Consider the following 23,104-nt stretch of genomic DNA (forward strand, 5'->3'; position numbering starts at 1 on the left):
ATTACTCAATCTCCTTGAATATCGGATTCAGATATCGGTTGAGCCTCTGCAATATTTTCAATCACTGTATAATGTAACAATAATTTTAAATTCCCATTCTCAACCTGTTTATGCAAAACTTTCTTCCCTATAATCATAGCACGTTCATCCAATTTTTTCTTTAATTCTTTTTGTCCCATTTCCTCCGCTACCGCCATTGCCTGTTTTTCTGTATATTCACGGTTTGCTTCTTCCTCTTCACGTACAATCGCTTTTTCATAAGCAATCGGCAGTGTAAAACCAAGCAGCTTAACATCATGTCTTACTATCTCCGTTTTAGACTGCTTATACTTATCATGCTGAAATCCCCATATTTTTATTTTTGCGTTTCCGAAAGTCAAATAATGCTCTCTATATGAATTCCCTGTATAAACTTGAAATGTCGTTTTCAAAGGTACCTCCACTTCAGACTTGTACCAAGTTTCCCCAAATACAACCCCTTTGGCAGAAACAATCGTCGGGCTATCCTCTTTCCCATACACCCCCGATACAAGAAGTTGTCCTTTTTGTACATAATCATTTTTCATAACTGCTGGCTTTCCAATCTCTACAAACATCTTCGTAATAATTGCTTCCTTTTTTGCAACTAAATGTTGTGGTACCTGTTCTTTTTCTTTTTTTGGTTCATTTTTTTCGACTATTTTAAAGTGATATGTCGTTCCTTTCACTTCCAAACCAACCCATGTAATAGCATTAATATTATTAGTCAAATAACGCTGTACAGTCTCTACACTCGGCATTTGAAATTGCAACTTCCCTTTCTTAATACCCATTTTGTCCAATTCTTTCATCAAAATATATTCCGTTTCTGGCTTTGCCCCTGTTATTTCTATTTTCCATACCATGTTTGATAAGGCGATAACACTTACTAAAAAAAGTAAAAAACCAACAAGAAAACCGCTATTTCGAAGTAAACGCTTATTCCAAAACGGTAACCCATAACGTCCAATAAAATACAGTTTGCATTCATTTTTACGGTAAATCGGACGTAATCGTTTTACATCACGAAGTGGCATGCAAAATACAAGTGTATTATCTTCAACTTTCTTCACATTCCAAACAAGAATATCACGCCTTACACATTCATTAACAAATCGTTCTACTCCTCTTCCTTGAATTCGCACCTTCACATACCCAATCCATCTTGTAAACCACTGATTTTTCATAACTCGCCCCCATCAGCTTTCTGAAAAAGGCGCAGCCCGCTTAGAGACCTGCACCCTCTTTATCACTTTATCCCGCTCAAACAGTCGGTAGTAGCAAAACTAAGAAGTGAAGGCTTACCGACTGTAAGAACCCGATTCGTTCAACTAACCATTCGTAAGGAAAAGCGTCTCACGAATGGAAGCTTCACTTTATCTATCTTTCTTTTCTTCTTCTAAAAACAAGACTTGCTCAATGGTCCCTTCAAGTAAAAGCTCTTCTGGAAGAATCGTTTTAATAACAAAAGAGTCTCCTTTTATTAATAATTGTCCTTGTTTTAACAAAAGCCGCACCTCTTTATCGCTAAATACTAATAATCCACGATGATTTTCTATATAAATATGTACCTGCCCAACAAGTGTAATTCTCGGCAGATCCATGAATACATCTGCAGGTAGGTCTATCTGCTTAGTAATCCAATTTTTCATTTGCTGCAACTTTCTCATCGAAGACCCCCCTCTCATCCCATATGTATGAAAAAAAGGCTTGTAATATCACGTCCAAATTGAAAAAAAACATAAAAAAGCGTCTCATTTATAATGAGACGCTTTTTTATGCTAATAGTTGTGAAACAAGCTTATTCACTTGTGAGCCATCTGCTTTACCTTTTACTTTCGGTATAACAGCACTCATCACTTTGCCCATATCAGCTTTAGAAGCTGCACCAACTTCAGAAATAGTTTGCTGAATAACAGCAGTCAATTCTTCTTCTGTTAATTGCTCTGGCAAATATGTTTCTAAGATCTGAATTTCGCTTTTCAGTTTATCAACAAGGTCTTCACGACCCGCTTTTTCAAATTCAAGGAGGGAGTCTTTATACTGTTTTACTTGACGAGTTAAAACTGTTAATTCCTCTTCTTCTGTAAGAGAGTGTTGCAGTTTAATTTCTTCATTTTGTAAAGCAGCCTTAACCATACGAATAACGGTTAATTTTTCTTTTTCTCTATTCTTCATCGCTTGTTTCATATCATCGTTTAAACGACTGAGAAGACTCATAAATTACACCCTCTCTTAGAATTTGCGTTTTCTTGCCGCTTCAGATTTCTTCTTGCGTTTTACGCTTGGCTTTTCATAGAACTCGCGCTTTCTTGCTTCAGCAAGCGTACCAGCTTTAGAAGTTGATCTTTTAAAACGGCGAAGTGCATCCTCCAAAGACTCGTTTTTACGAACGACTGTTTTTGACATTCTCTTTCCCTCCCTCCGAAACATCCACTTACATCCTAAATTCAGCATGCAAAAAGAAACACTTTCTCAGCATGTCTTTTAAGATTATAATACATTTTATACTTTTAGGTCAACTATCTGATAAAAGAAAAGAAGAGCAATCGCTCTTCTTTTTTCACGATACGTTCAATTCCGATATAAAATTCTATATCAATGCGACATTATTCTACCAAAATGTTCGCTTCCACTTTTCATCATCTGGATACAATATCCCCAGTTTTTCGTGTCAAATAACCTTAGCCGGCAGGACTAAACAGTCGGCTCCGCTTTTATTTTTATCCATCTACATCCGCTAGAACAATCGGTCGTTTCACTCTTTCCTACGAGGCAAAAAACGCCTCTACGTCAAGAGCTCCAACGCCCTCATGTTCTAAACGAGCGGCTTCCGCTTTGATTTTAATAATCAGTTGTTGCTGTTTTTCCGCTTACTAGCGCTACACCAGAGCTTGTACCGATGCGTGTTGCACCAGCTTCTACCATTGCGTCCATGCCTTTTTCATCACGAACACCGCCTGATGCTTTTACACCTATTTCTGGTCCTACTGTTTTTCTCATTAATGCAACATCTTCTACTGTTGCACCGCCTGTTGAAAATCCTGTTGATGTTTTTACAAAATCAACACCTGCTTTTACAGACAACTCACAAGCACGAACTTTTTCTTCCTCTGTTAATAGGCATGTTTCAATAATTACTTTTACAAGCGCTTGTCCTTTTGCAGCTTCTACAACTGCGCGAACATCACGCTCTACTAACTCGTCGTTTTTATCTTTTAATGCACCGATGTTAATCACCATATCAACTTCTGTTGCGCCTTTTGCAATTGCATCTTTTGTTTCAAATGCTTTCGTTTCTGGTGTATTTGCTCCAAGAGGAAAACCAATTACAGTACAAACTTTTACGTCTGTCCCTTTTAAAATTTCTGCCGCTGTTTCAATCCATGTTGGATTTACACATACAGAGGCAAAATCATGTTGTTTTGCCTCTTCGCATAGAGTAACAATTGCCTCTTTTTTTGCATCTGGCTTTAATAACGTATGATCAATTAATTTTGCATAATTCATTTAAAAATTGCCCCTTTCTTAACTTATACTCAATATTTTCGTACTTATCAGTTGTCTGACAACCTTAATCTTCAGCATTATATCATAAAGTATAGCGTTTTCATATTTTAACTTCTCCAGCAAATAAAAAAGCATGCAAACAAAACTGTTTGCATGCTTTTCGATTATGCGCTTGCTGATTCTTTCGGAGATGCATCTTCTAGAACACGAACAAATTGCGCTTCATTATAAGGATAACCAGCTTTCGTGATTTTTACCTTAATCAATTTACCGATTAATTCTTCAGACCCTTCAAAGACAACTTTTAAGTAATTATCTGTGTAACCTACATATAATCCTTCACGATCAGCTTCTTTAAATGGCTCTTCTGGAATAATTTCAAGAACTTCACCTTCAAACTGAGATGCATATTCTTTCGCTAATTGATCAGATAATGCAATCAAGCGGTGTACGCGCTCGTTCTTGATTTCTTCTGGCACTTGATCGTCCATGCGCGCTGCTGGTGTTCCCGTACGTTTTGAATACGGGAATACATGGAGTTCAGAGAAATGATTATTTTTAATGAAATTGAACGTTTCCATAAATTCTTCTTCTGTTTCACCAGGGAAACCAACGATAACATCAGATGTAATTGCTAGTCCTGGCAACGCTTCTTTTAAGCGATCTAAACGCTCTTGGAAAAACTCCATCGTATATTTACGGCGCATACGCTTCAATACTGTATTAGATCCAGATTGAAGTGGAATGTGCAGATGACGTACAACAACTTTAGAGTCGCGCAGTACTTCAATCACTTCATCAGTAATTTGACTTGCTTCAATGGAAGAAATACGAAGGCGTTTTAAACCTGTTACTTGCGCTTCCATATCGCGAAGTAATCCTGCTAAATTATAATCTTTCATGTCTTCACCGTATCCACCTGTATGAATACCTGTTAAGACGATTTCTTTATAGCCAGCATCTACTAATTGCTGCGCTTGACGAATAACTTCTTTTCCATCACGAGAACGCATTAAACCACGAGCCCACGGAATGATACAGAACGTACAGAAGTTGTTACATCCTTCTTGAATTTTCAAAGATGCACGTGTACGATCTGTAAAGTACGGTACATCTAATTCTTCATATACACGTGTTTTCATAATGTTACGTACAGCATTAATTGGCTGACGTTCATTACGATATTCTTCAATATAGCCAAGCATTTTCTCACGGTCTTGCGTTCCGACAACAATATCCACACCTGGAATTGCCATAATTTCTGCTGGAGATGTTTGTGCATAACATCCCGTTACACAAATTACCGCATCAGGATTTTGACGAACGGCACGACGAATGACTTGACGACTTTTTTTATCCCCTGTATTTGTTACAGTACATGTATTAATTACATATACATCAGCTGTTTTCTCAAATTCAGTTCGCTCATAACCACCTTGTTTAAACAGTTGCCAAATCGCTTCTGTCTCGTAGTGGTTTACTTTACAACCTAACGTATGAAACGCAACAGTTGCCATATATATTCACCCCATTAATTCAAAATGATAAGACGCGGCACTTAGCGCATATAAAGGCGCTGTTTCTGTCCGCAATATTCTTGGTCCTAAACTGCAAGGTACAAAAGCATGCTCAGATAGAGAAGATACTTCCCCTTCTGTTAAACCACCTTCTGGCCCAAATACAATGAGTACCTTTTGTCCAGGCTCTAACTTCATTAAAGCCTTAGCAAAGTTTGATTTTTCACCTTGCTTTGCTTCTTCTTCATATGCAACAAGACAACTATCATAGCCTTTGCTCATCGCAAGAAGCTCTTTAAAAGAAACAGGTGCATACACAGTAGGAATCTCACTGCGATGAGACTGCTCGGCTGCCTCTTTTACGATTTTATTAAAACGCTCTACTTTTTTTCCAGCTTTTTTCGCATCCCATTTTACAATAGATCGAGATGCCTCAAACGGTAAAAAGGCGGCTGCTCCAAGCTCAGTTCCTTTTTGTAAAATCAACTCAAGCTTATCTCCTTTAGGCAGTCCGCTAGCAATTGTCACAAATATAGGTAGTTCACTTGACATCTCTACCCATTCTACAATAGTTGTATTTATAAATTCATTGGTAATTTCAGCAATTGTACAAATTGCTGTTCTCCCATTTGTGCAACAATAAATGTGATCACCAGGCGTCATACGCATCACTCTTCCGATGTGATGCACATCATCTCCTACAATACGAATTGTTGTTTCATTTATATTTTGTTCTTCTACAAAATAACGCTGCATCATATCACCTTAGTAAGGTTTAGCTCTTTTCGTAAACAAATGCTTACGAAAAGAGCTAAACAGTTTGATTTGGATTGAACAAACGGCAAGTCCCTCACTACTGTCAGCGAGAGACTTTTCGTTTACATTCCCCCGTACAAACGGGCAATAAAACTCCGAAATAGGGAAAATTCTAACTTATCCTTTACGCGCAATAATTGCTACCCAATCTTCCATCGTTAACACTTCTTCTACTGTAAAACCTGCATTTACTAACGCTTCTGTTACAATTTTCTCTTTCGCAGCAATAATACCAGATGTAATGAATAATCCACCTTGCTTAACAACTTTTGCTGCATCTTCTGGGAATAATAAAATAATTTCCGCTAGTAAATTTGCGACAATTAAATCAACAGGGCCTTCAATTCCTTCTAGTAAACTGTTTCGTTCAACAGTTACAACATTCTCTGTATGATTTAATCGAACGTTCATCTCAGCACTCTCTACTGCAACTGGATCTAAATCGTATGCTTGAATAGACGCAGCACCTAGTTTGGCAGCAGCAATACTTAACACACCAGAGCCTGTTCCAACGTCAATAACAGTATCACCAGGTTGTACTGTTTTTTCTAAAGCACGAATACACATCGTTGTTGTTGGATGCGTTCCTGTACCAAATGCCATCCCTGGATCTAACTCAATAATTTTCTCTTCTGATGAAGAAGGTGTATACTCTTCCCATGTTGGCACAATTGTAAATGTATCAGAAATTTTCACTGGATGGTAATACTTTTTCCAAGCAGTTGCCCAATCCTCTTCATCTACCTCATTAACAGATACAGTTGCTGCTCCAATCTGAATTCCATAAGAAGGCAACAGATCAATGGATGATTTTACACTTGTAACTGTTTCCTGCAAAGTATCATTCTTTGGGAAATACGCTTTTACAAGTACACCTTCTGTTGGATATTCAGCTGGATTTAACGCATAAATCTCACCAAATTGTTGTTCACGCTCTTTCGTTAATTCAGCAGGGTCTTCAATCGCAACACCGCTTGCTCCTGCTTCATGTAAAATATGCGAGATTGCTTCTACAGCTTCCTCTGTTGTATGAATACTAATTTCTGACCATTTCACAATTTACCAACTCCATTTTTTATTTCCATTATTCCCCTTTAAAAGCTCGCTTAAGCTTTTTAAATAGGCTATCATCATGGTCTTCTTGACCTGCAAATTCTCTCAGCAATTCTTTTTGGTGTGATGTTAATTTTGTTGGTGTAACAACACGAACAACAACATATTGATCACCTTGCCCATATCCGCGTACATTTGGAGCGCCTTTTCCTTTTAAACGGAATTCTGTTCCCGTTTGTGTTCCTGCTGGAATTTTTAATTTTACTTTTCCATGCACAGTCGGAACTTCCACTTCATCTCCAAGTGCTGCTTGTGCAAATGTTAATGGCATTTCACAAATAATATCATCACCTTCGCGATGGAAGAATTCATGCTCTTGTACACGAACTACTACATACAGGTCTCCTGCTGGGCCGCCGTTTATACCAGCTTCCCCTTTACCAGATACGCGAATTTGTTGACCATTATCAATACCAGCTGGAATTTTAACGTTAATTTTTTTACGTTTACGTACTTTTCCAGATCCATGACATGTTGTACATTTGTCTTTAATTATTTGACCTGTTCCAGAGCACTGTCTACAAGCTTGACGATTCACAATACGACCAAATGGTGTGTTTTGCTCCACGCTAATTTGACCTGTTCCAGAACAATGTTTACATGTTTCTTTCGAAGTTCCAGGCTTCGCTCCGCTACCGTTACATGTATCACAAGGATCTTCAGTTGGAATTTCAATATCCATTTCCTTACCAGAAATTGCTTCTTCAAAATTTAAAGAAACTTGATATTGAAGATCTGCACCTTGACGCGGCGCATTTGGATCACGACGTCTGCCGCCTCCGCCACCAAAGAATGAACTGAAGATGTCTTCAAAACCGAACCCTCCACCGAAGTCGCCTCCGCCAAAACCACCAAATCCTTGATTTGGATCAGCATGACCAAATTGATCGTACTGTGCACGTTTTGAATCATCACTTAATACTTCGTATGCTTCTTGCACTTCTTTAAATTTTTCAATTGCATTTTCTTCTGTACTTACATCTGGATGATACTTTTTCGCCAAACGACGGTATGCTTTTTTAATCTCGTCTTTTGAAGCGCCTTTGCTAACGCCAAGTACTTCATAGTAATCTCGTTTACTCATAAATTTGCAACCCCCGAATCCTTTCACATAAACGTAATTTTAACATCGAAAGAAAGTGCTTTGCAACACTGTTTCCTCACTTACAGTATGCAAGAAGAAAAACATTGGACTCTCACACAAAAAACTCCGTGTGCACCCAGTCTTTTCTTCACTCGTGAAAAAAGTCAAAGCCAAGGCACGCTTGACTTTGACTTTTTGTCATCTTACTTATTTTATTACTTATCTTCTTTTACTTCTTCAAACTCAGCATCGACTACATTGTCGTTTTTCGCGCCTGCGTTGCCTTGTGCGGCTTCTGCTTGCTGTGATCCTGCAGCAGCTTGAGCTTGCTCATATAATTTTACAGTTAATTGTTGTACGATTTCTTGAAGTGCATCTTTTTTCGCACGGATTTCATCAAGGTCGTTTTTCTCGATTGCCGCTTGTAATGCATCTTTCGCTTCTGTCGCTTTCGCTACTTCAGCTGCATCTACTTTACCTTCTAAATCTTTTACAACTTTATCTGTTTGGAATACAAGTTGGTCAGCTTCGTTACGAAGTTCAACTTCTTCTTTACGTTTTTGGTCAGCATCAGCATTTGCTTCTGCTTCTTTTACCATACGATCTACTTCTTCATCAGAAAGACCTGAAGAAGATTGGATTGTAATTGCTTGTTCTTTACTTGTTCCTAAATCTTTCGCACGTACGTTTACAATACCGTTCGCATCAATATCGAATGTTACTTCGATTTGCGGAATGCCGCGTGGTGCTGGTGGAATGTCTGTTAATTGGAAACGACCTAACGTTTTGTTATCCGCTGCCATTGGACGCTCACCTTGTAGTACGTGAATATCTACTGCTGGTTGGTTATCAGCAGCCGTTGAGAACACTTGTGATTTACTTGTTGGGATTGTTGTGTTACGCTCGATCAATTTTGTGAACACGCCGCCCATTGTTTCGATACCTAAAGAAAGCGGAGTTACGTCTAATAATAGAACGCCTTTTACATCACCAGTAAGTACACCACCCTGTACTGCAGCACCTAATGCTACAACTTCATCAGGGTTTACACCTTTATATGGTTCTTTACCAGTTTCACGCTTAATAGCTTCTTGTACAGCCGGGATACGAGTAGAACCACCAACAAGAATTACTTTATCTAGTTCGCTTGGAGAAAGACCAGCGTCTTTTAACGCACGACGAGTTGGCTCCAATGTTCTTTCAACAAGGTTCGCTGATAGCTCTTCAAATTTCGCTCTTGTTAACGTTAACTCTAAGTGCAATGGACCTGCAGGACCTGCACTAATGAATGGTAATGAAATTTGTGTTTGCGTTACACCAGAAAGATCTTTCTTCGCTTTTTCAGCTGCATCTTTCAAACGTTGAAGTGCCATTTTATCTTGGCTTAAATCAATGTTATTTTCTTTTTTAAATTCAGCTACTAAATGATCAATGATTACCTGGTCAAAGTCGTCACCACCAAGACGGTTGTCACCAGCAGTTGAAATAACTTCAAATGTTCCATCTGCTAATTCAAGGATAGATACGTCGAATGTACCGCCACCTAAATCATACACTAAGATTTTTTGTTCTTCGTCTTGTTTTTCTAAACCGTAAGCAAGTGCTGCTGCTGTTGGCTCATTAATAATACGTTCTACTTCTAAACCAGCAATGCGGCCTGCATCTTTTGTTGCTTGACGCTCTGCATCGTTGAAGTATGCTGGTACAGTAATAACAGCTTTTGTTACAGGCTCACCTAAATATGCCTCTGCAGACGCTTTTAAGTTTTGTAAAATAATCGCAGAAATTTCTTGAGGTGTATATTCTTTACCTTCTACTTCTACTTTGTAATCTGTACCCATATGACGTTTAATAGAGATAATTGTATTTGGGTTCGTAATTGCTTGACGCTTTGCTACTTCCCCAACTTGACGCTCTTCGTTTTTGAAAGCTACAACAGAAGGAGTTGTACGGTTACCTTCTGGATTTGGAATAACCTTTGGTTCCCCGCCTTCCATAACAGCTACACAAGAGTTTGTTGTACCTAAGTCAATACCGATGATTTTACTCATGACGAAACCTCCTATATTTATGTAATTATTGATTTACTTTTACCATTGATGGTCGAATCACGCGATCTTTTAGCTTGTAACCTTTTTGGAATTCTTCTACAACCGCGTTTGATTCAAACTCACTGTCTTCTACTTGCATAACAGCTTGATGTTCATGCGGATCAAACTGCTTTCCAACAGCTTCAATTGCTTCAACACCTTCTTTTGTCAGCGCTTCTAACAATTGACGATATACCATTTCCATCCCTTGTAATAAGGATTTCATTTGCTCATCATTTGCTTCCACCTGCATTGCTCTTTCAAAATTATCAAGAGCTGGCAAAATATCTGATACAAGACTTTGTGATCTATATTTTTCAGCCGCTTGCTTATCTAGTTGAACGCGGCGCTTATAGTTTTCAAAATCAGCTTGTAGACGAAGCATGCGACCTTCCGTTTCCGTCAATTTCGCTTGTAATCCATCTACTTTTTCTTGCAAAAGAGCAGCTTCGCTTTTTTCTTCTACTACAGTTTCTTCGCTATTTTCTGATGCCACAGCTTCTTCTGTTTGTGCTTCTTTTACTTCTTCTACCACTTGTTCATTACGCTCTTCCACAACTTTCACCTCCTTAAAAAGGCCGGGCCAACACAGCTCAGCACTAACCCAGCTATCTAATTTGTATCCAACTACTCATCAGCAGCGGGGATATCCCCGCCACAAATGGAAGTTTTTTATTATTTCGGTTTATATAAACCGTTCAGTCCATCTGTAAATTGCTTTGTAAACAATTGCAACAAACTAATGACACGAGAATATTGCATTCTCGTCGGTCCTAAAATCGCAATTGTTCCAAGCTGCTCATCCCCAATCGAGTATGTCGCAGAAATTAAGCTACAATCTTCCATGGCAGCAGAAGAATTTTCACGCCCAATCTTCACTTGAATACCAATTTGTTTACTCTGCAAGATGTCATAAAACGCATCTTCATTTTCAATCATAGTGAATAATGATCGAACCTTCTGAATGTCATGGAATTCTGGCTGAGCAAGCATATTTGCTTTTCCACCAAAATATATTTTTTCGGATAACGGAAATTGGAATGTACCGTCTAACATTTTCATGACACTATCATAATTATGAACGTACTGACGCAAAACCATTACAATTTCTTTAAAGATTTTATTGTGAAGCTCTGACATCGGTACACCTGATAACTTGTCATTCAAAATGTTAACCATCTTTTCTAAATCTAATAAATCAACAGATTCCGGAACAGTGATGGTCTTACTTTGCACATGTCCTGTGTCAGTTACAATAATCGCGACCGCTGTTTTACGATCAAGCGGAAGGATTTGTACATTTTTCAGCTTATTCGCACTCACTTTTGGCCCAAGAACAATCGCCGTATAACTCGTGAGTTCTGATAAAATTTGTGCGGATTGCTGTGCAAGCTTTTCCGCTTCAAAAACTCTTTCAGCAAACAAGTCTTTAATTTGTACAACATCTTCACTTGGCAAAAGCTGCGGTGAAAGAAGATGATCTACATAAAAGCGATATCCTTTTTCAGAGGGAACGCGCCCTGAAGAACTATGTGTCTTTTCAATAAACCCAAGCTCCTCCAAATCAGCCATTTCATTTCGAATTGTCGCTGAACTAAATGTAATTTCTTCTTTTTTAGATAAAGTTCTTGATCCAACAGGTTGTGCAGATCCAATAAAATCGTCAATTATTGTCTGTAAAATTAAGAGCTGACGTTCCGTAAGCATTTCATCATCACCTCTGTTAGCACTCTTATGTTTCGAGTGCTAAATCTATTACTAACTTACCAAAATTGATATTGAATTGTCAACGGAAACGTGATGAGATAATGAAACTTTTAGCAGCATGATCTTCCGCTGCTAATTAGTCCCACCAATCGGGCTCTTACAGGCGGTTCGTTCCCCTCTTTGATTCACCTCTACGTACCCTCTAGCGGGATACAACGAAACTTTATATGAAATTAATCCACCAAGAATGATTGAAATACTTCATTTCCTAATAACTTCCCTTTTCTTGTTAAACAAATATGAGTATTCGTTTCTTGAAGCAATTCATGTTCTTTATTATGAAGTAACTGCTTTGCAAAGATTTCACTCATCTCTACACTGAATTTTTTTCTAAATTCTACTTTTGAAACACCTGCTGTTTTTCGCAGCCCTAAAAATAACTCTTCCTCCATTTTTTCTTGCCTTGTCACTTGATGAACATCTAAATATGGCAAACCTGTCTCATCAATTTTAGCGAAATATTGTTTTAATGGACCTACATTTTGAATTCGTTCGCCGTTTACGTAACTATGAGCCCCAGCTCCAAAACCATAATATTCTTCATTATTCCAGTATGTTAGATTATGTTTACTTTCATAGCCTTCTTTCGAAAAATTACTAATTTCATACTGTTTATAACCATGCTTCTCCATTTCATCCATCACAATTTCATACATTCTTGCTTCATGATCTTCTCCTGGAAGTCTCAGTTTTCCTTTATTCATTAAATTATAAAAAACCGTTTTCGGCTCGACAATTAAAGAATACGCAGAGAAATGTTGAACCCCAAGTGTAAAAGCAATATCTAGCGTTTCTCTTACATCCTCTATCGTTTGCGTTGGCAATGCATAAATTAAATCAACATTAATATTTGTAAAACCAACTTCCTGTGCCTCACGAATCGCTACGAATGCATCTTCTCTCGTATGTTTGCGCCCAATTTTTTGCAATAATTCATCTCGAAATGTTTGAACACCAAAACTAATCCGGTTTACACCACCTTCTAGTAGAAGATTCAATTTCTCTTTAGGTAAATCTCCTGGATTGGCTTCAAAAGTTAGTTCACAATTTGGTGCAAACGGACGTAAACGACGATTAATAATATCTAGCAAATACTCTGTTTGTTCCATATTTAGTGCTGTCGGTGTTCCTCCACCAACAAAAATCGTTTTCATTTGTTCAAAAGGCGTTTTTTTGATTGTATTCACAATTTCTTTCTCTAAATATTGTAAGTATTGTTCAACTGGCTGACGCTCAATAAATACTTTATTAAAATCACAATAGTGACAAATATGCTGACAAAACGGAATATGAATATACGCAGCTTGTATCAAAGTCTGTTCCTACCTTTCTAAAAAGAAAACCCCCGCACTTCGGAGGTTTATTTACTTCTGTAATTATTTACTTCTGTAATTATTTACTTCTGTAACCCTATACGAATTCGGCCCATTCGCATTTCCCCCAATCATACATCATTTCAACGATTGGTAAAAGCGGCATACCGAGTTTCGTCATAAAGTATTCTACACGCGGAGGTACCTCTGGGTATACAGTTCGATTATTGATTCCATCTTCAATCAATTCTTTTAATTGATTAGACAAGACTTCATGAGAAATATTAGGAAATAGACGCTAAAATTCACTGAAACGATGCAGGCCTTCCACTTTCCACTAATGATAGAAAGTGGAAGGTCCTTTTCACAATTTAAATCACCGTTTTGTATTTTTCTTGAACTTCTTTTCGGATGTTCTCAGACACGACAATCTCCTAACTTTTAATCAATAGGTACTATTTGGTTACTCTTCACCAAATAGCACATCCTTTTCCAAACAATTTTTGCTTTTTACAATAAAAAGCATCACCACTATTGTAAAGGACAGATACAAAGATGTCTAAATATTAACCGAATCCTTACAGACTACCATTTCTGATTTCTTAAAGAAAAAGAAGCCGTACAAACGGCTTCTTTTTGTTATTAGTTATCATCCATTTTCAATACAGCCATGAATGCTTCTTGCGGTACTTCTACAGAACCAACGGACTTCATACGCTTCTTACCTTCTTTTTGTTTTTCAAGAAGTTTACGTTTACGAGAAATGTCACCGCCGTAACATTTTGCTAATACGTTTTTACGCATCGCTTTAATTGTAGAACGCGCCACAACCTTATTTCCGATTGTTGCTTGAATTGGCACTTCAAACTGCTGTCTTGGAATTAACTCTTTTAACTTTTCTACAATTACTTTTCCACGGTCATACGCTGAGTCACGATGTACAATGAAAGATAGCGCATCGACTTGCTCACCATTCAATAAAATATCCATTTTCACAAGCTTAGACGGTTTATAACCAATTAGCTCGTAATCAAAGGATGCATATCCTTTCGTATTCGACTTCAATTGATCGAAGAAATCATATACGATTTCAGAAAGCGGAATTTCATATGTCAAAGTAACGCGCGTTTCATCTAAATATTGCATATCAATAAACGTACCACGTTTCCCTTGGCAAATTTCCATAACTGCCCCAACATAATCGTTTGGAACCATAATAGATGCTTTTACATACGGCTCTTCCACACGATCAAGAGATTGCGGATCCGGCATGTTAGATGGATTATCAACTGTCATGTCCTCACCGTTTGTTAAATATACTTTATAAATAACACTTGGTGCTGTTGTAATTAAATCAATTTTAAATTCACGTTCAATACGTTCTTGAATGATTTCCATATGAAGTAAGCCTAAGAAACCACAGCGGAAACCAAATCCAAGTGCTTGAGACGTTTCTGGTTCAAATTCAAGAGCAGAGTCATTTAATTCTAGCTTTTCTAATGCATCACGTAAATCATTATAACGCGCAGAATCAATTGGATATAAACCACAGAATACCATTGGATTTAACTTACGATATCCTGGTAAAGGTTCTGCCGCTGGACGTTTTGCATGTGTAATCGTATCACCTACACGCGTATCACCAACATTTTTAATTGATGCCGCTAAGAAGCCTACATCACCTACTGTTAATTCTTCACGCTGTGTTGTTTTCGGTGTGAACACACCTACTTCTGTTACTTCAAACTCTTTACCTGTTGCCATCATACGTACTTTATCGCCAACTTTTACTGTACCGTTTACAACACGAATATAAGCAATTACACCGCGGTACGGATCATATAAAGAGTCGAAAATCATACATTGTAATGGTTCTTCCGAATCACCTGCTGGAGCTGGCACTTTTTCAACGATTTGTTCTAAAATCTCTTCAATACCAATCCCCGCTTTTGCAGAAGCAAGCACAGCTTCTGATGCGTCTAAGCCAATTACATCCTCTACCTCTTGACGAACACGCTCTGGATCAGCGCTCGGCAAGTCAATTTTATTAATAACCGGCAAAATTTCTAAATTATTATCTAGTGCTAAATATACGTTTGCTAATGTTTGCGCCTCAATCCCTTGCGCTGCGTCAACAACAAGTATCGCACCTTCACAAGCCGCTAAACTACGAGATACTTCATACGTAAAATCGACATGCCCTGGTGTATCAATTAAGTGGAGAATATATTCTTCTCCATCTTTCGCTTTATACGTTAATTGTACTGCATTTAATTTAATTGTAATTCCGCGCTCACGCTCTAAATCCATAGAGTCAAGTAACTGTGCTTTCATTTCGCGTTGTGCTAACGCATTTGTTTTCTCTAAAATGCGGTCTGCCAACGTTGACTTTCCGTGGTCAATGTGAGCAATAATGGAAAAGTTACGAATTTTAGACTGCCTTTTTGCTCTTTCTTCTTTATTCATCTATTTTCTCACTCCTACTAATCTCGCCAATATACACTAGCACTGATTATATCAATACAAGGGAAAAGATTCAATGAAAACTGGTGCAGTGTTATAAGCAAGTGCTCTTACTTTTATCATATGCAATCTGTAAACAATAGACAAACCTTTTCTATCATGAAGAAAAGCTACCCTACTCTTAAGTAAGATAGCCGCTTCTTTACGTTCCAAATTAACGAAATATACGTTTCATTTTATCTACAACGGTATATGTTACGTTGCGAACTACATTTTGTACAAATAAAGTCAATCCTCTTCCCATGGTCTCTAGCATATTAAAACTTTTTAATTCCTCTAGCTGTTTTTGTTTTTCCTCAATGGAAAATGTTTCTCCAAGAATTGTTCTTTCTACATCCCCGTGGTCTGTTCCTGTTATATGAGCAATTTGCTCATATGTTGGATTATTATAACCTTTCATCTGTTTTAAACCGCTATTAGCAACTTGCATACCCGCTAACGTTATAAGAAATAAACTGATAACGAGAAGAATACATTTGCGTGTAAACTGCCCCAACTCTTATTTCTCCTTTTACAATCAATGCGTATATGCCCCTGTATTATCCTGATCAATTTGATGATGAAGCGCTGCATTCAAACCACTCGCAATGAGATTGGCCATATCTTCAATAAACGCATCAACTTCTTTTGGTGTGACCATTAAATTATGTCCGAGCGGCGCTAACACTTCATAAATTAACTTTCTCTTCTCTTCTTCCTCGAGCGTACCAACAGCCCCTAAAAACATATTGCGGCTTTTTTCGTCCGGCATATCTTCTTCTGTCAATTTTTTCTTCTCACCAAATGTAAAGCCGGCCGGAAGTAAAGAACGGGCTGGCTTTCCGCCCTCTCGCATCTCACGCCCAAAATGTTTTAAAATGAAATCAATTGTATCACTTGTAATCGAAACCGCATCTACAACAGTCGGAACACCAATTGCAATAACTGGTATACCTAGTGTATCTTTACTTAACTCTTTTCGTTTATTACCGACACCAGAACCAGGGTGAATACCAGTATCCGAAATTTGGATGGTACTATTCACTCGTTCAATAGACCGGGCAGCAAGCGCATCAATTGCAATCACAAAGTCTGGCTTTGTTTTTTCAATGACCCCATAAATCATATCACTCGTTTCAATACCTGTAATACCCATAACTCCCGGTCTAATCGCACTGACAGAACGAAAACCTTCCTCGACACTTTCCGGCTGCAACTTAAATAAATGACGTGTGACAAGTACATTCTCCACAACAATTGGACCTAATGCATCCGGCGTTACATTCCAGTTACCAAGACCAACGATTAAGCAGCTCGCTTCCTTATCTATCCCAATTTCCTCCATGAAGTAGGAGAATTCTTTCGCAAAAATATTCTCTACTTTTTGTTGTAACTCTGTGTCTTGCTGACGAATCCCTTGCACTTCTAAAGTTAAATAATTTCCTGGTTTCTTTCCCATCGCCGGAGCAGCACTTTCATCAATCGTCACCTTCGTAATTGTAATACCATCTTCTTCGCGCTCTTTTACAATTACACCTTGGATAGCAGTTTTTTCTTCTTGCTGCTCTTGCAGCATTTGATGGGCTTCTAATGCAAGATCTGTTCTTATCGCATATTTACTTAAATCAAGCGGTTCACGCATACTATCTCCTCCACTACTTATAATAAATATTCATTAGAATTCCCCAAACTTTTTTTAGCCATTCTTTTCCTATATTGAAATTTCATCGATCTCACTATTGCAATTCTCTTCTCCGTTTGATAGAATATCACTTGTTCTATGTAAGTATCGAGTCACTCGATCGCACCAGGGAGGTGAAATATATGGCAAACATTAAATCTGCTATCAAACGCGCTAAACTTAGCGAAGAGCGTCGTGCACATAACGCTTCTATCAAATCTGACATGCGTACAGCTGTTAAAACTGTAGAGGCTTTAGTTAACAATAACGATCTTGAAACAGCAAAAGAAGCATACAAAGTAGCTTCTAAAAAACTTGACAAAGCAGCTCGTAAAGGTCTTATCCACCAAAACGCTGCATCTCGTCAAAAATCTCGCTTAGCGAAACAAGTAAACGCGTAAGCGTTTAAAAAAACGATCCATCTGGGTCGTTTTTTATTTTCCTAAAAAAATGTTCATGTAGTTGTCTACATGAACATTTTTCCACTATCCAATATGATTTAAACGCATTAGAAAAAATTCTAACACAAGTCGTTTATCCATTCTTCCTGTTTTCATATTATAATCTGCTTCAGCAAGCTCATGAATCACCCGCTTTAACGCTTCAAATGAGAAGAAATTTGTTTGATTCATGGCCAATTTCACGCGATACGGATGCACACCGATATGCGATGCAATTTGATTTTGCCCATAACCGCGCTGCTGAAGTTCTTTCACTTGATATAATAAACGAAACTGACCTACAAGAAGCGCAAGTAATTTAATCGGCTCTTCTTGCTGCGTAAACAATCCTTCTAAAATACGCATTGCACCTGCAATATCTTTTTTTATCACCTTTTCTGTTAAGGCAAACACATTTTGTTCAACAGATTTTGGAACAAGTTCTGCTACAAGACTTGTAGTAATCTCACCGCCTAGTCCGACGTATAATGTGAGCTTATCCATTTCTTGCGCAAGCATCGTCACATTGCTTCCAACAAGTTCTAATAGCAAACTAGCTGCCCCATCCTCTATATGAATATGCATTTCTTCTGCACGGCTTACGATCCATTTACGCACATCTTGCACTTGCATCGCATTTGCTTCTACCACATCTGCTGTTTTCTTCAAGAGCTTTGTAATTTTTTTACGCTCGTCCAATTTTTCAAACGGGGCGATAAATACAAGAATAGAAAATGGTGAAGGTTCAGCAATATATTCCTCTAACACTTTTACATTTTGCTCAATTTTTGCTTTTTGAGATGTTAAAAATAACGGTGATTTCACAACGATGATTTTACGTTCCCCAAAAAAAGGAAGTGTCTTTGCATCCTCAACTACTTCTTCTATATACGCTTCTTCTAAGTCATACGTAACAACGTTGAACTCACGATCTTCTTCAGGTAATGCTTCTGATGTCAAAAGCTGAAGCGTTTCATTTATAAAATATGCCTCTGTTCCATATAACAAATATAACGTGGAAAATTGCTTTTTCTTTATTTTTTTATGTATATCACTCATGTAACTTCCTACTCCCTAACACTTTATATACTTATAGTAATGTGGCAGCCACCGTTTTACAAGTGCAAAGGAACAGGCAGCTACCCGTTCCTTGATCTATATAAAACGTTACAAAATAAACCCCGGGAATCTTATTTTGTAACGGTAATTACCTTGGTTTTATTATTTGCACCTGCCTTACCAACTATGAATGACAACTGTTAGCACACTTGGAAAAGCATTGATAAAGTGGAACTTCCATCAGCGGAGGGTGTTTTCCACTAATGGAAACACAATCGGACTTTTACGGGCAGTATTCCCAGCTCTCAGAATTTTGAGTTTGGAATACTGCCCACGAATAACAGGATAAATTGTAGATTTTTTTCTGACAATATTTTATACTAAAATGGAATGTTGGGAGGGATTCAAAGATGAATGAATTTGAAAAAAACGTTCAAAGTAAGCGTAATGACGCTACCGATTCAGGAGTAGGCTTTATAGTTTCATTTGGATTTTTTACCACATTATTTATCATCGCAACAGTCATTAAATTGATCGGTTCTTAAAGACTGCATGTGGCAGTCTTCTTTTTTTCTGTGTTTCATCATATGTTAACTTACTGCGAAACGTTCCCGTCTCCCCTTGAAAAACATAAGAAACTGCTCCTTGTTCATCCGTTCTCCATATTTCAATGTCGCGATCCCTTAGACGCTCTAACACTTCAGTATGCGGATGCCCATAACGATTGTTCTCTCCAACAGAAATAATGGCTGTTTTTGGTTTCACAATATCCAAAAACTGTTGTGAAGATGACGTTTTACTACCATGATGTCCAACTTTTAAAACGTCTGCATGCAACTCTGGATACCATTGTATAAGACGCCTCTCACCTATTTCTTCTAAATCACCTGTAAATAACCATGTCAGGCCTCCTATTTTTGTCCAAATCACAATAGATTGATCATTATCTACCTTTTCTTCTCCTCCTGGGGATAATACCGAAAACACCACCTCACCAGCCGTCCAGCTGTCTCCTTTTTCTACAACTCGAATGGGCACATTCTTTTGCACAGCAAGCTGCTTTATTTGTTGTTCAGGTAAGGAGAATTTTTTCTTTTTACCTAAAACAACCTCTTTCACAGCAATGGATTGCATTACTTCTTTAGCTGCTCCCATGTGATCCATATCTCCATGTGTCACAATTAATTTATCAATCACTCGCACACCCTCTTTTTGTAAAAATGGAATGAGAATATCATGTCCAACAGAAAATTCATGTTTTTTTCGCTGCCATTCTTCCTTCTTTACTGGAAGTGTCCCACCCGTATCAATTAAATACGTTCCTTGATTGTATGGGAGACGAATCAAAATAGCATCCCCTTGTCCAACATCAATATAAGTAATACTTCCGTTTGCGTTCACATATGGGAATGCATAATGACATATACTAAGCAGAAAAAAGCTCGATAGGAACAACGTGCGATATTTTCTCCAAATAAGCCCCTCCCATGATAAAAGGACACTTACAATACTCATGCAATATAGCGCAACAATAAATGGCGGTGTTTGTCCAAAGGTAAGACGCACAAACGGTAAAGCTTCGCACATTTGTAGCATCACATTCGAAGCATGTATACATAAAGACAATATGTGGGCCAACCACTGCGACACAATTGGGAGGAATATCATACATATAAGAAGAACAATGCACACAGGTAAAACAACTAAAGATAAAAACGGGACATAGATCATATTTAGAAGAATACTGTAAAGAGAAAAATAACCGAAGTGATAAAGTAAAATAGGCGTACTCGTTAGCTGAGAAATAACTGAAATATATATGGAGTTTTTTAACACGCCATTTTCACTAGCTAGAAGCCGTGACGAAGATAGCAAAAGGGAAAAACTTCCTACAAACGAAAACTGAAATCCAATATCAAATAGTACATACGGATCATAAAACAGCATAATCATCAACGTCATACTTAAAGCATCCATTCCTGAGACTCGGATTGCTCGCGTGAGCGCTCCTAGCACAATAACAGCTGTTATAGATGCTCGCACAACCGATGGCGAAGCCCCTGCACAAAACATATATAGCGGAATACAAACGAGCAGGAGCATCGTCGTACTTTCACGTGTCATCCTAGTTCGCAGTAATATGAAATAACATATCGCAGTTAACAGAACAATATGCGATCCTGATATTGCCAACAAATGCACAAGTCCAAATTGTTGATACTGTTCCTCCACCTCAAACGTCATATATTGGCGATCACCAAACAATAAAGCATTCATAAAGGCCGCTGACTGTCCGGAAAAAGTCTCTCCTATATAAGAAACAGCTGCTTGTCGCATCGAAAATAACCAATGAACAAACGAAATATCTTTTTGTACACAATTAGAGATTGATTCTGTCTCAAAAAGAGCATGAATATGCTGTTTATATAAATAATCCTTATAATTAAACGCATAAAAATTTCGAGGAAGTGGCGGCTCTTTCAAAGCACCAGTAAACGTACACACCATACCAGGGTGCAATTGCTTCAATTCTTCTTTTAATTTACGAGACGGAATTTTGTAAAACAACTGAACTGTTTCATTACTTTCCATTCCTAACTGAAAAGAAAGGCGATCTCCATTTATAAGCGGAGTACTTTGAATCGTACCTGTTATATCTGTCTTACGAAAAGAGAGCATAGAATCATTTTGTTTGTCTACGTAGATTGCGTATACATACGTAAGACCAAATACGAGGACAATCAAGGAGAATATCGGAAGAGAGGTACGAGAAAAACAAACGAAGCAATAGCAACCGAATATAAGAAAAGGAACGATAGAAAAAGAGGAGTAAGCTGTTGCAATCCCAAAGATAACTGAGATTGCAACGTAGCTCCATTGCCCACGCAACACGTACTCACCTCACGGTTTATACCATATTTTTTGCATGCAATAATACTTGTTGCAACTGTTCCAATGTCATTTCATCTGTTTCTAACGAAGACAAAACCTGTTTTAGCTCCTGCATTTTCTGTTGTTCTTCTAATGTTGTTACGTCAAATGCAAGAGGAACATGTTTTACTCTAACATTTGCTTGCTCAAATAACTCAAGTGCATACGGATGATTTTTATAATCTTGCGCATAGTACACTGCTGTAATACCACTTTGAATAATTGCTTTACAGCAATGTAAACACGGAAAATGCGTAACATAAATTTCCGCTCCATCTGTTTTCGCACCAAATTTCGCACATTGCAGTAGTGCATTCATTTCCGCATGAATTGTGCGCACACAATGATTATCAATCACATAACACCCTTCATCTATACAATGCACACCGCCGGCAATCGAGCCATTATAACCACCAGCAATAATGCGTTTATCCCGTACAATTGTCGCTCCAACTGCAAGCCTTGTACACGTACTGCGCAGTGATAACAAATGACTTTGTGTCATAAAATATTGATCCCAAGAAACTCGTTCCATTATCTTCACCTACTTTTTAATCTTCTTACTAGTGTAGCGAAAGAAGAAAAAAGTCGTCAATCATTTATGGAACAATTATTTCATCTTTTATTTTTTCTAGCGACTTTTCTCCAATCCCATCAACTTCTAATAAATCTTCTACTTTTTGAAACGGTCCATGCTGCTCACGATATTTCATAATATTTTCTGCTTTCCTAGGGCCAATTCCGGATATTTTTTCAAGTTGTTCCTTTGTTGCTGTATTAATTTGTATTTTTCCTTCTTGCAAGGATGATCCATTTACAGAAACTGTTTGTTCTCCTTTTTTTGGCACATAAATCATCATTTGATCTTGTACAATCTGAGCCAAGTTTACCTTCGTCACATCTGCTTCTGGCAAAAATCCTCCTGCTTTTTCAACAGCATCTTTCACCCGCGCTCCGCTTTGTAATTCATACACCCCTTCATGATGTACAGCTCCTTTAACATCAACGATAATCGCTTTTGATTGCGGTTTAGAATCTGTTACTTTTGTTTTCTCTTTCCTTTCTTCCACCTTAGAATTCGCTTCCACTTTCACTGCGGGCTGTTCTTGCCCATTTTTTGTTTGCCATACAAATAAAATACCGACAACACCAATTGCCGCAAATAAAACGAGCCACTTTCTAGGCAAATTCATCATCATTTTGCACCTCTAATTCATAAATTCAAAATAAACTTCATATTGTTTAGGAGAAAGATGTTACGAA

22 protein-coding genes and 1 pseudogene are annotated in these 23,104 nt (G+C 37.9%); 2 read left to right on the forward strand and 21 right to left on the reverse strand.

Annotated features, from left to right (window positions below; genetic code table 11):
* Positions 1-5: 5 nt before the first annotated feature.
* The 17 genes and pseudogenes from yqfD to gpr all read right to left on the reverse strand — a co-directional run bounded on the left by yqfD (position 6) and on the right by gpr (position 17,372).
* Positions 6-1,205, reverse strand: a complete 1,200-nt coding sequence (gene yqfD / locus AB1284_RS16750) for a sporulation protein YqfD (RefSeq protein ID WP_429753831.1) — start codon at positions 1,203-1,205, stop codon at positions 6-8.
* 189 nt (positions 1,206-1,394) lie between these two features.
* Positions 1,395-1,688, reverse strand: coding sequence for a sporulation protein YqfC (yqfC, locus tag AB1284_RS16755; protein ID WP_154710175.1), 294 nt, complete (start codon positions 1,686-1,688; stop codon positions 1,395-1,397).
* Between the two features lie 106 nt (positions 1,689-1,794).
* Positions 1,795-2,238, reverse strand: coding sequence for a GatB/YqeY domain-containing protein (locus AB1284_RS16760; protein ID WP_429753830.1), 444 nt, complete (start codon positions 2,236-2,238; stop codon positions 1,795-1,797).
* Between the two features lie 15 nt (positions 2,239-2,253).
* Positions 2,254-2,427 carry a 30S ribosomal protein S21 gene (rpsU, locus tag AB1284_RS16765; protein ID WP_020062243.1) on the reverse strand — a complete coding sequence of 58 codons (174 nt, stop codon included), beginning with the start codon at positions 2,425-2,427 and terminating at the stop codon, positions 2,254-2,256.
* Positions 2,428-2,862: 435 nt separating this feature from the next.
* On the reverse strand, positions 2,863-3,528 hold the full coding sequence (deoC, locus tag AB1284_RS16770; protein WP_429753829.1) for a deoxyribose-phosphate aldolase: 666 nt from the start codon (positions 3,526-3,528) through the stop codon (positions 2,863-2,865).
* Between the two features lie 164 nt (positions 3,529-3,692).
* A complete protein-coding gene (mtaB, locus tag AB1284_RS16775; protein ID WP_429753828.1) occupies positions 3,693-5,045 on the reverse strand; it encodes a tRNA (N(6)-L-threonylcarbamoyladenosine(37)-C(2))-methylthiotransferase MtaB in 1,353 nt (450 codons plus the stop codon).
* 6 nt (positions 5,046-5,051) lie between these two features.
* Positions 5,052-5,801, reverse strand: a complete 750-nt coding sequence (locus AB1284_RS16780; RefSeq protein ID WP_429753827.1) for a 16S rRNA (uracil(1498)-N(3))-methyltransferase — start codon at positions 5,799-5,801, stop codon at positions 5,052-5,054.
* A 177-nt stretch (positions 5,802-5,978) separates the two neighbouring features.
* A complete protein-coding gene (gene prmA / locus AB1284_RS16785; protein WP_429753826.1) occupies positions 5,979-6,917 on the reverse strand; it encodes a 50S ribosomal protein L11 methyltransferase in 939 nt (312 codons plus the stop codon).
* Positions 6,918-6,945: 28 nt separating this feature from the next.
* On the reverse strand, positions 6,946-8,058 hold the full coding sequence (gene dnaJ / locus AB1284_RS16790) for a molecular chaperone DnaJ (protein ID WP_429753825.1): 1,113 nt from the start codon (positions 8,056-8,058) through the stop codon (positions 6,946-6,948).
* Between the two features lie 215 nt (positions 8,059-8,273).
* Positions 8,274-10,109 (reverse strand): chaperone protein DnaK, encoded by a 1,836-nt coding sequence (gene dnaK, locus AB1284_RS16795; protein ID WP_429753824.1) that lies wholly within the window; start codon positions 10,107-10,109, stop codon positions 8,274-8,276.
* Positions 10,110-10,134: 25 nt separating this feature from the next.
* Positions 10,135-10,704, reverse strand: a complete 570-nt coding sequence (gene grpE / locus AB1284_RS16800; protein WP_429753823.1) for a nucleotide exchange factor GrpE — start codon at positions 10,702-10,704, stop codon at positions 10,135-10,137.
* 119 nt (positions 10,705-10,823) lie between these two features.
* Positions 10,824-11,855 carry a heat-inducible transcriptional repressor HrcA gene (gene hrcA, locus AB1284_RS16805; protein ID WP_429753822.1) on the reverse strand — a complete coding sequence of 344 codons (1,032 nt, stop codon included), beginning with the start codon at positions 11,853-11,855 and terminating at the stop codon, positions 10,824-10,826.
* Positions 11,856-12,088: 233 nt separating this feature from the next.
* Entirely contained in the window at positions 12,089-13,228 is a 1,140-nt protein-coding gene (hemW, locus tag AB1284_RS16810) for a radical SAM family heme chaperone HemW (RefSeq protein WP_429753821.1), read from the reverse strand.
* 83 nt (positions 13,229-13,311) lie between these two features.
* Positions 13,312-13,653, reverse strand: a pseudogene (locus AB1284_RS16815) (winged helix-turn-helix transcriptional regulator).
* Positions 13,654-13,870: 217 nt separating this feature from the next.
* A complete protein-coding gene (gene lepA / locus AB1284_RS16820) occupies positions 13,871-15,694 on the reverse strand; it encodes an elongation factor 4 (RefSeq protein ID WP_429753820.1) in 1,824 nt (607 codons plus the stop codon).
* A gap of 211 nt (positions 15,695-15,905) precedes the next feature.
* Complete coding sequence (locus AB1284_RS16825) at positions 15,906-16,247, reverse strand: YqxA family protein (RefSeq protein WP_429753819.1); 342 nt, start codon at positions 16,245-16,247, stop codon at positions 15,906-15,908.
* Positions 16,248-16,268: 21 nt separating this feature from the next.
* Positions 16,269-17,372 (reverse strand): GPR endopeptidase, encoded by a 1,104-nt coding sequence (gene gpr / locus AB1284_RS16830; RefSeq protein WP_336481713.1) that lies wholly within the window; start codon positions 17,370-17,372, stop codon positions 16,269-16,271.
* 182 nt (positions 17,373-17,554) lie between these two features.
* Here gpr and rpsT point away from each other — a divergent pair, with 182 nt between their 5' ends.
* A complete protein-coding gene (rpsT, locus tag AB1284_RS16835) occupies positions 17,555-17,812 on the forward strand; it encodes a 30S ribosomal protein S20 (protein WP_336481714.1) in 258 nt (85 codons plus the stop codon).
* 84 nt (positions 17,813-17,896) lie between these two features.
* Here the strand turns inward: rpsT and holA are convergent, their stop codons facing one another.
* The gene (gene holA / locus AB1284_RS16840; RefSeq protein ID WP_429753818.1) at positions 17,897-18,910 is read right to left on the reverse strand and encodes a DNA polymerase III subunit delta; all 1,014 of its coding nucleotides are present in this window, start codon (positions 18,908-18,910) and stop codon (positions 17,897-17,899) included.
* Between the two features lie 410 nt (positions 18,911-19,320).
* On the opposite strand from holA, the gene AB1284_RS16845 reads away from it, so the two are divergent.
* Entirely contained in the window at positions 19,321-19,455 is a 135-nt protein-coding gene (locus AB1284_RS16845) for a YqzM family protein (RefSeq protein WP_429753817.1), read from the forward strand.
* Here the strand turns inward: AB1284_RS16845 and AB1284_RS16850 are convergent.
* The 3 genes from AB1284_RS16850 to AB1284_RS16860 form a co-directional block, all read right to left on the reverse strand.
* Entirely contained in the window at positions 19,436-21,799 is a 2,364-nt protein-coding gene (locus AB1284_RS16850) for a DNA internalization-related competence protein ComEC/Rec2 (RefSeq protein WP_429753816.1), read from the reverse strand. The two genes, AB1284_RS16845 and AB1284_RS16850, sit on opposite strands and share 20 nt — an antisense overlap.
* A gap of 19 nt (positions 21,800-21,818) precedes the next feature.
* The gene (locus AB1284_RS16855) at positions 21,819-22,376 is read right to left on the reverse strand and encodes a ComE operon protein 2 (RefSeq protein ID WP_429753815.1); all 558 of its coding nucleotides are present in this window, start codon (positions 22,374-22,376) and stop codon (positions 21,819-21,821) included.
* 64 nt (positions 22,377-22,440) lie between these two features.
* Positions 22,441-23,040: a helix-hairpin-helix domain-containing protein gene (locus tag AB1284_RS16860; RefSeq protein WP_429753814.1), complete on the reverse strand. Its 600-nt coding sequence runs from the start codon at positions 23,038-23,040 to the stop codon at positions 22,441-22,443.
* Positions 23,041-23,104 lie beyond the last annotated feature (64 nt).

Origin of the sequence: Bacillus sp. S2(2024) (assembly GCF_050474045.1) — a bacterium.
Classification (GTDB): Bacteria; Bacillota; Bacilli; order Bacillales; family Bacillaceae_G; genus Bacillus_A; species Bacillus_A yunxiaonensis.

What these genes read in the sequence shown, in the direction of transcription:
- AB1284_RS16780 (WP_429753827.1), bottom strand. Translation starts at nt 5,801, where the DNA reads ATGCAGCGTTATTTTGTAGAAGAACAAAATATAAATGAAACAACAATT.
- hrcA (WP_429753822.1), bottom strand. Translation starts at nt 11,855, where the DNA reads ATGCTTACGGAACGTCAGCTCTTAATTTTACAGACAATAATTGACGAT.
- deoC (WP_429753829.1), bottom strand. Translation starts at nt 3,528, where the DNA reads ATGAATTATGCAAAATTAATTGATCATACGTTATTAAAGCCAGATGCA.
- AB1284_RS16845 (WP_429753817.1), top strand. Translation starts at nt 19,321, where the DNA reads ATGAATGAATTTGAAAAAAACGTTCAAAGTAAGCGTAATGACGCTACC.
- lepA (WP_429753820.1), bottom strand. Translation starts at nt 15,694, where the DNA reads ATGAATAAAGAAGAAAGAGCAAAAAGGCAGTCTAAAATTCGTAACTTT.
- AB1284_RS16855 (WP_429753815.1), bottom strand. Translation starts at nt 22,376, where the DNA reads ATGGAACGAGTTTCTTGGGATCAATATTTTATGACACAAAGTCATTTG.
- rpsU (WP_020062243.1), bottom strand. Translation starts at nt 2,427, where the DNA reads ATGTCAAAAACAGTCGTTCGTAAAAACGAGTCTTTGGAGGATGCACTT.
- AB1284_RS16760 (WP_429753830.1), bottom strand. Translation starts at nt 2,238, where the DNA reads ATGAGTCTTCTCAGTCGTTTAAACGATGATATGAAACAAGCGATGAAG.
- yqfD (WP_429753831.1), bottom strand. Translation starts at nt 1,205, where the DNA reads ATGAAAAATCAGTGGTTTACAAGATGGATTGGGTATGTGAAGGTGCGA.
- dnaJ (WP_429753825.1), bottom strand. Translation starts at nt 8,058, where the DNA reads ATGAGTAAACGAGATTACTATGAAGTACTTGGCGTTAGCAAAGGCGCT.
- mtaB (WP_429753828.1), bottom strand. Translation starts at nt 5,045, where the DNA reads ATGGCAACTGTTGCGTTTCATACGTTAGGTTGTAAAGTAAACCACTAC.
- holA (WP_429753818.1), bottom strand. Translation starts at nt 18,910, where the DNA reads ATGAGTGATATACATAAAAAAATAAAGAAAAAGCAATTTTCCACGTTA.
- yqfC (WP_154710175.1), bottom strand. Translation starts at nt 1,688, where the DNA reads ATGAGAAAGTTGCAGCAAATGAAAAATTGGATTACTAAGCAGATAGAC.
- gpr (WP_336481713.1), bottom strand. Translation starts at nt 17,372, where the DNA reads ATGCGTGAACCGCTTGATTTAAGTAAATATGCGATAAGAACAGATCTT.
- AB1284_RS16860 (WP_429753814.1), bottom strand. Translation starts at nt 23,040, where the DNA reads ATGATGATGAATTTGCCTAGAAAGTGGCTCGTTTTATTTGCGGCAATT.
- dnaK (WP_429753824.1), bottom strand. Translation starts at nt 10,109, where the DNA reads ATGAGTAAAATCATCGGTATTGACTTAGGTACAACAAACTCTTGTGTA.
- rpsT (WP_336481714.1), top strand. Translation starts at nt 17,555, where the DNA reads ATGGCAAACATTAAATCTGCTATCAAACGCGCTAAACTTAGCGAAGAG.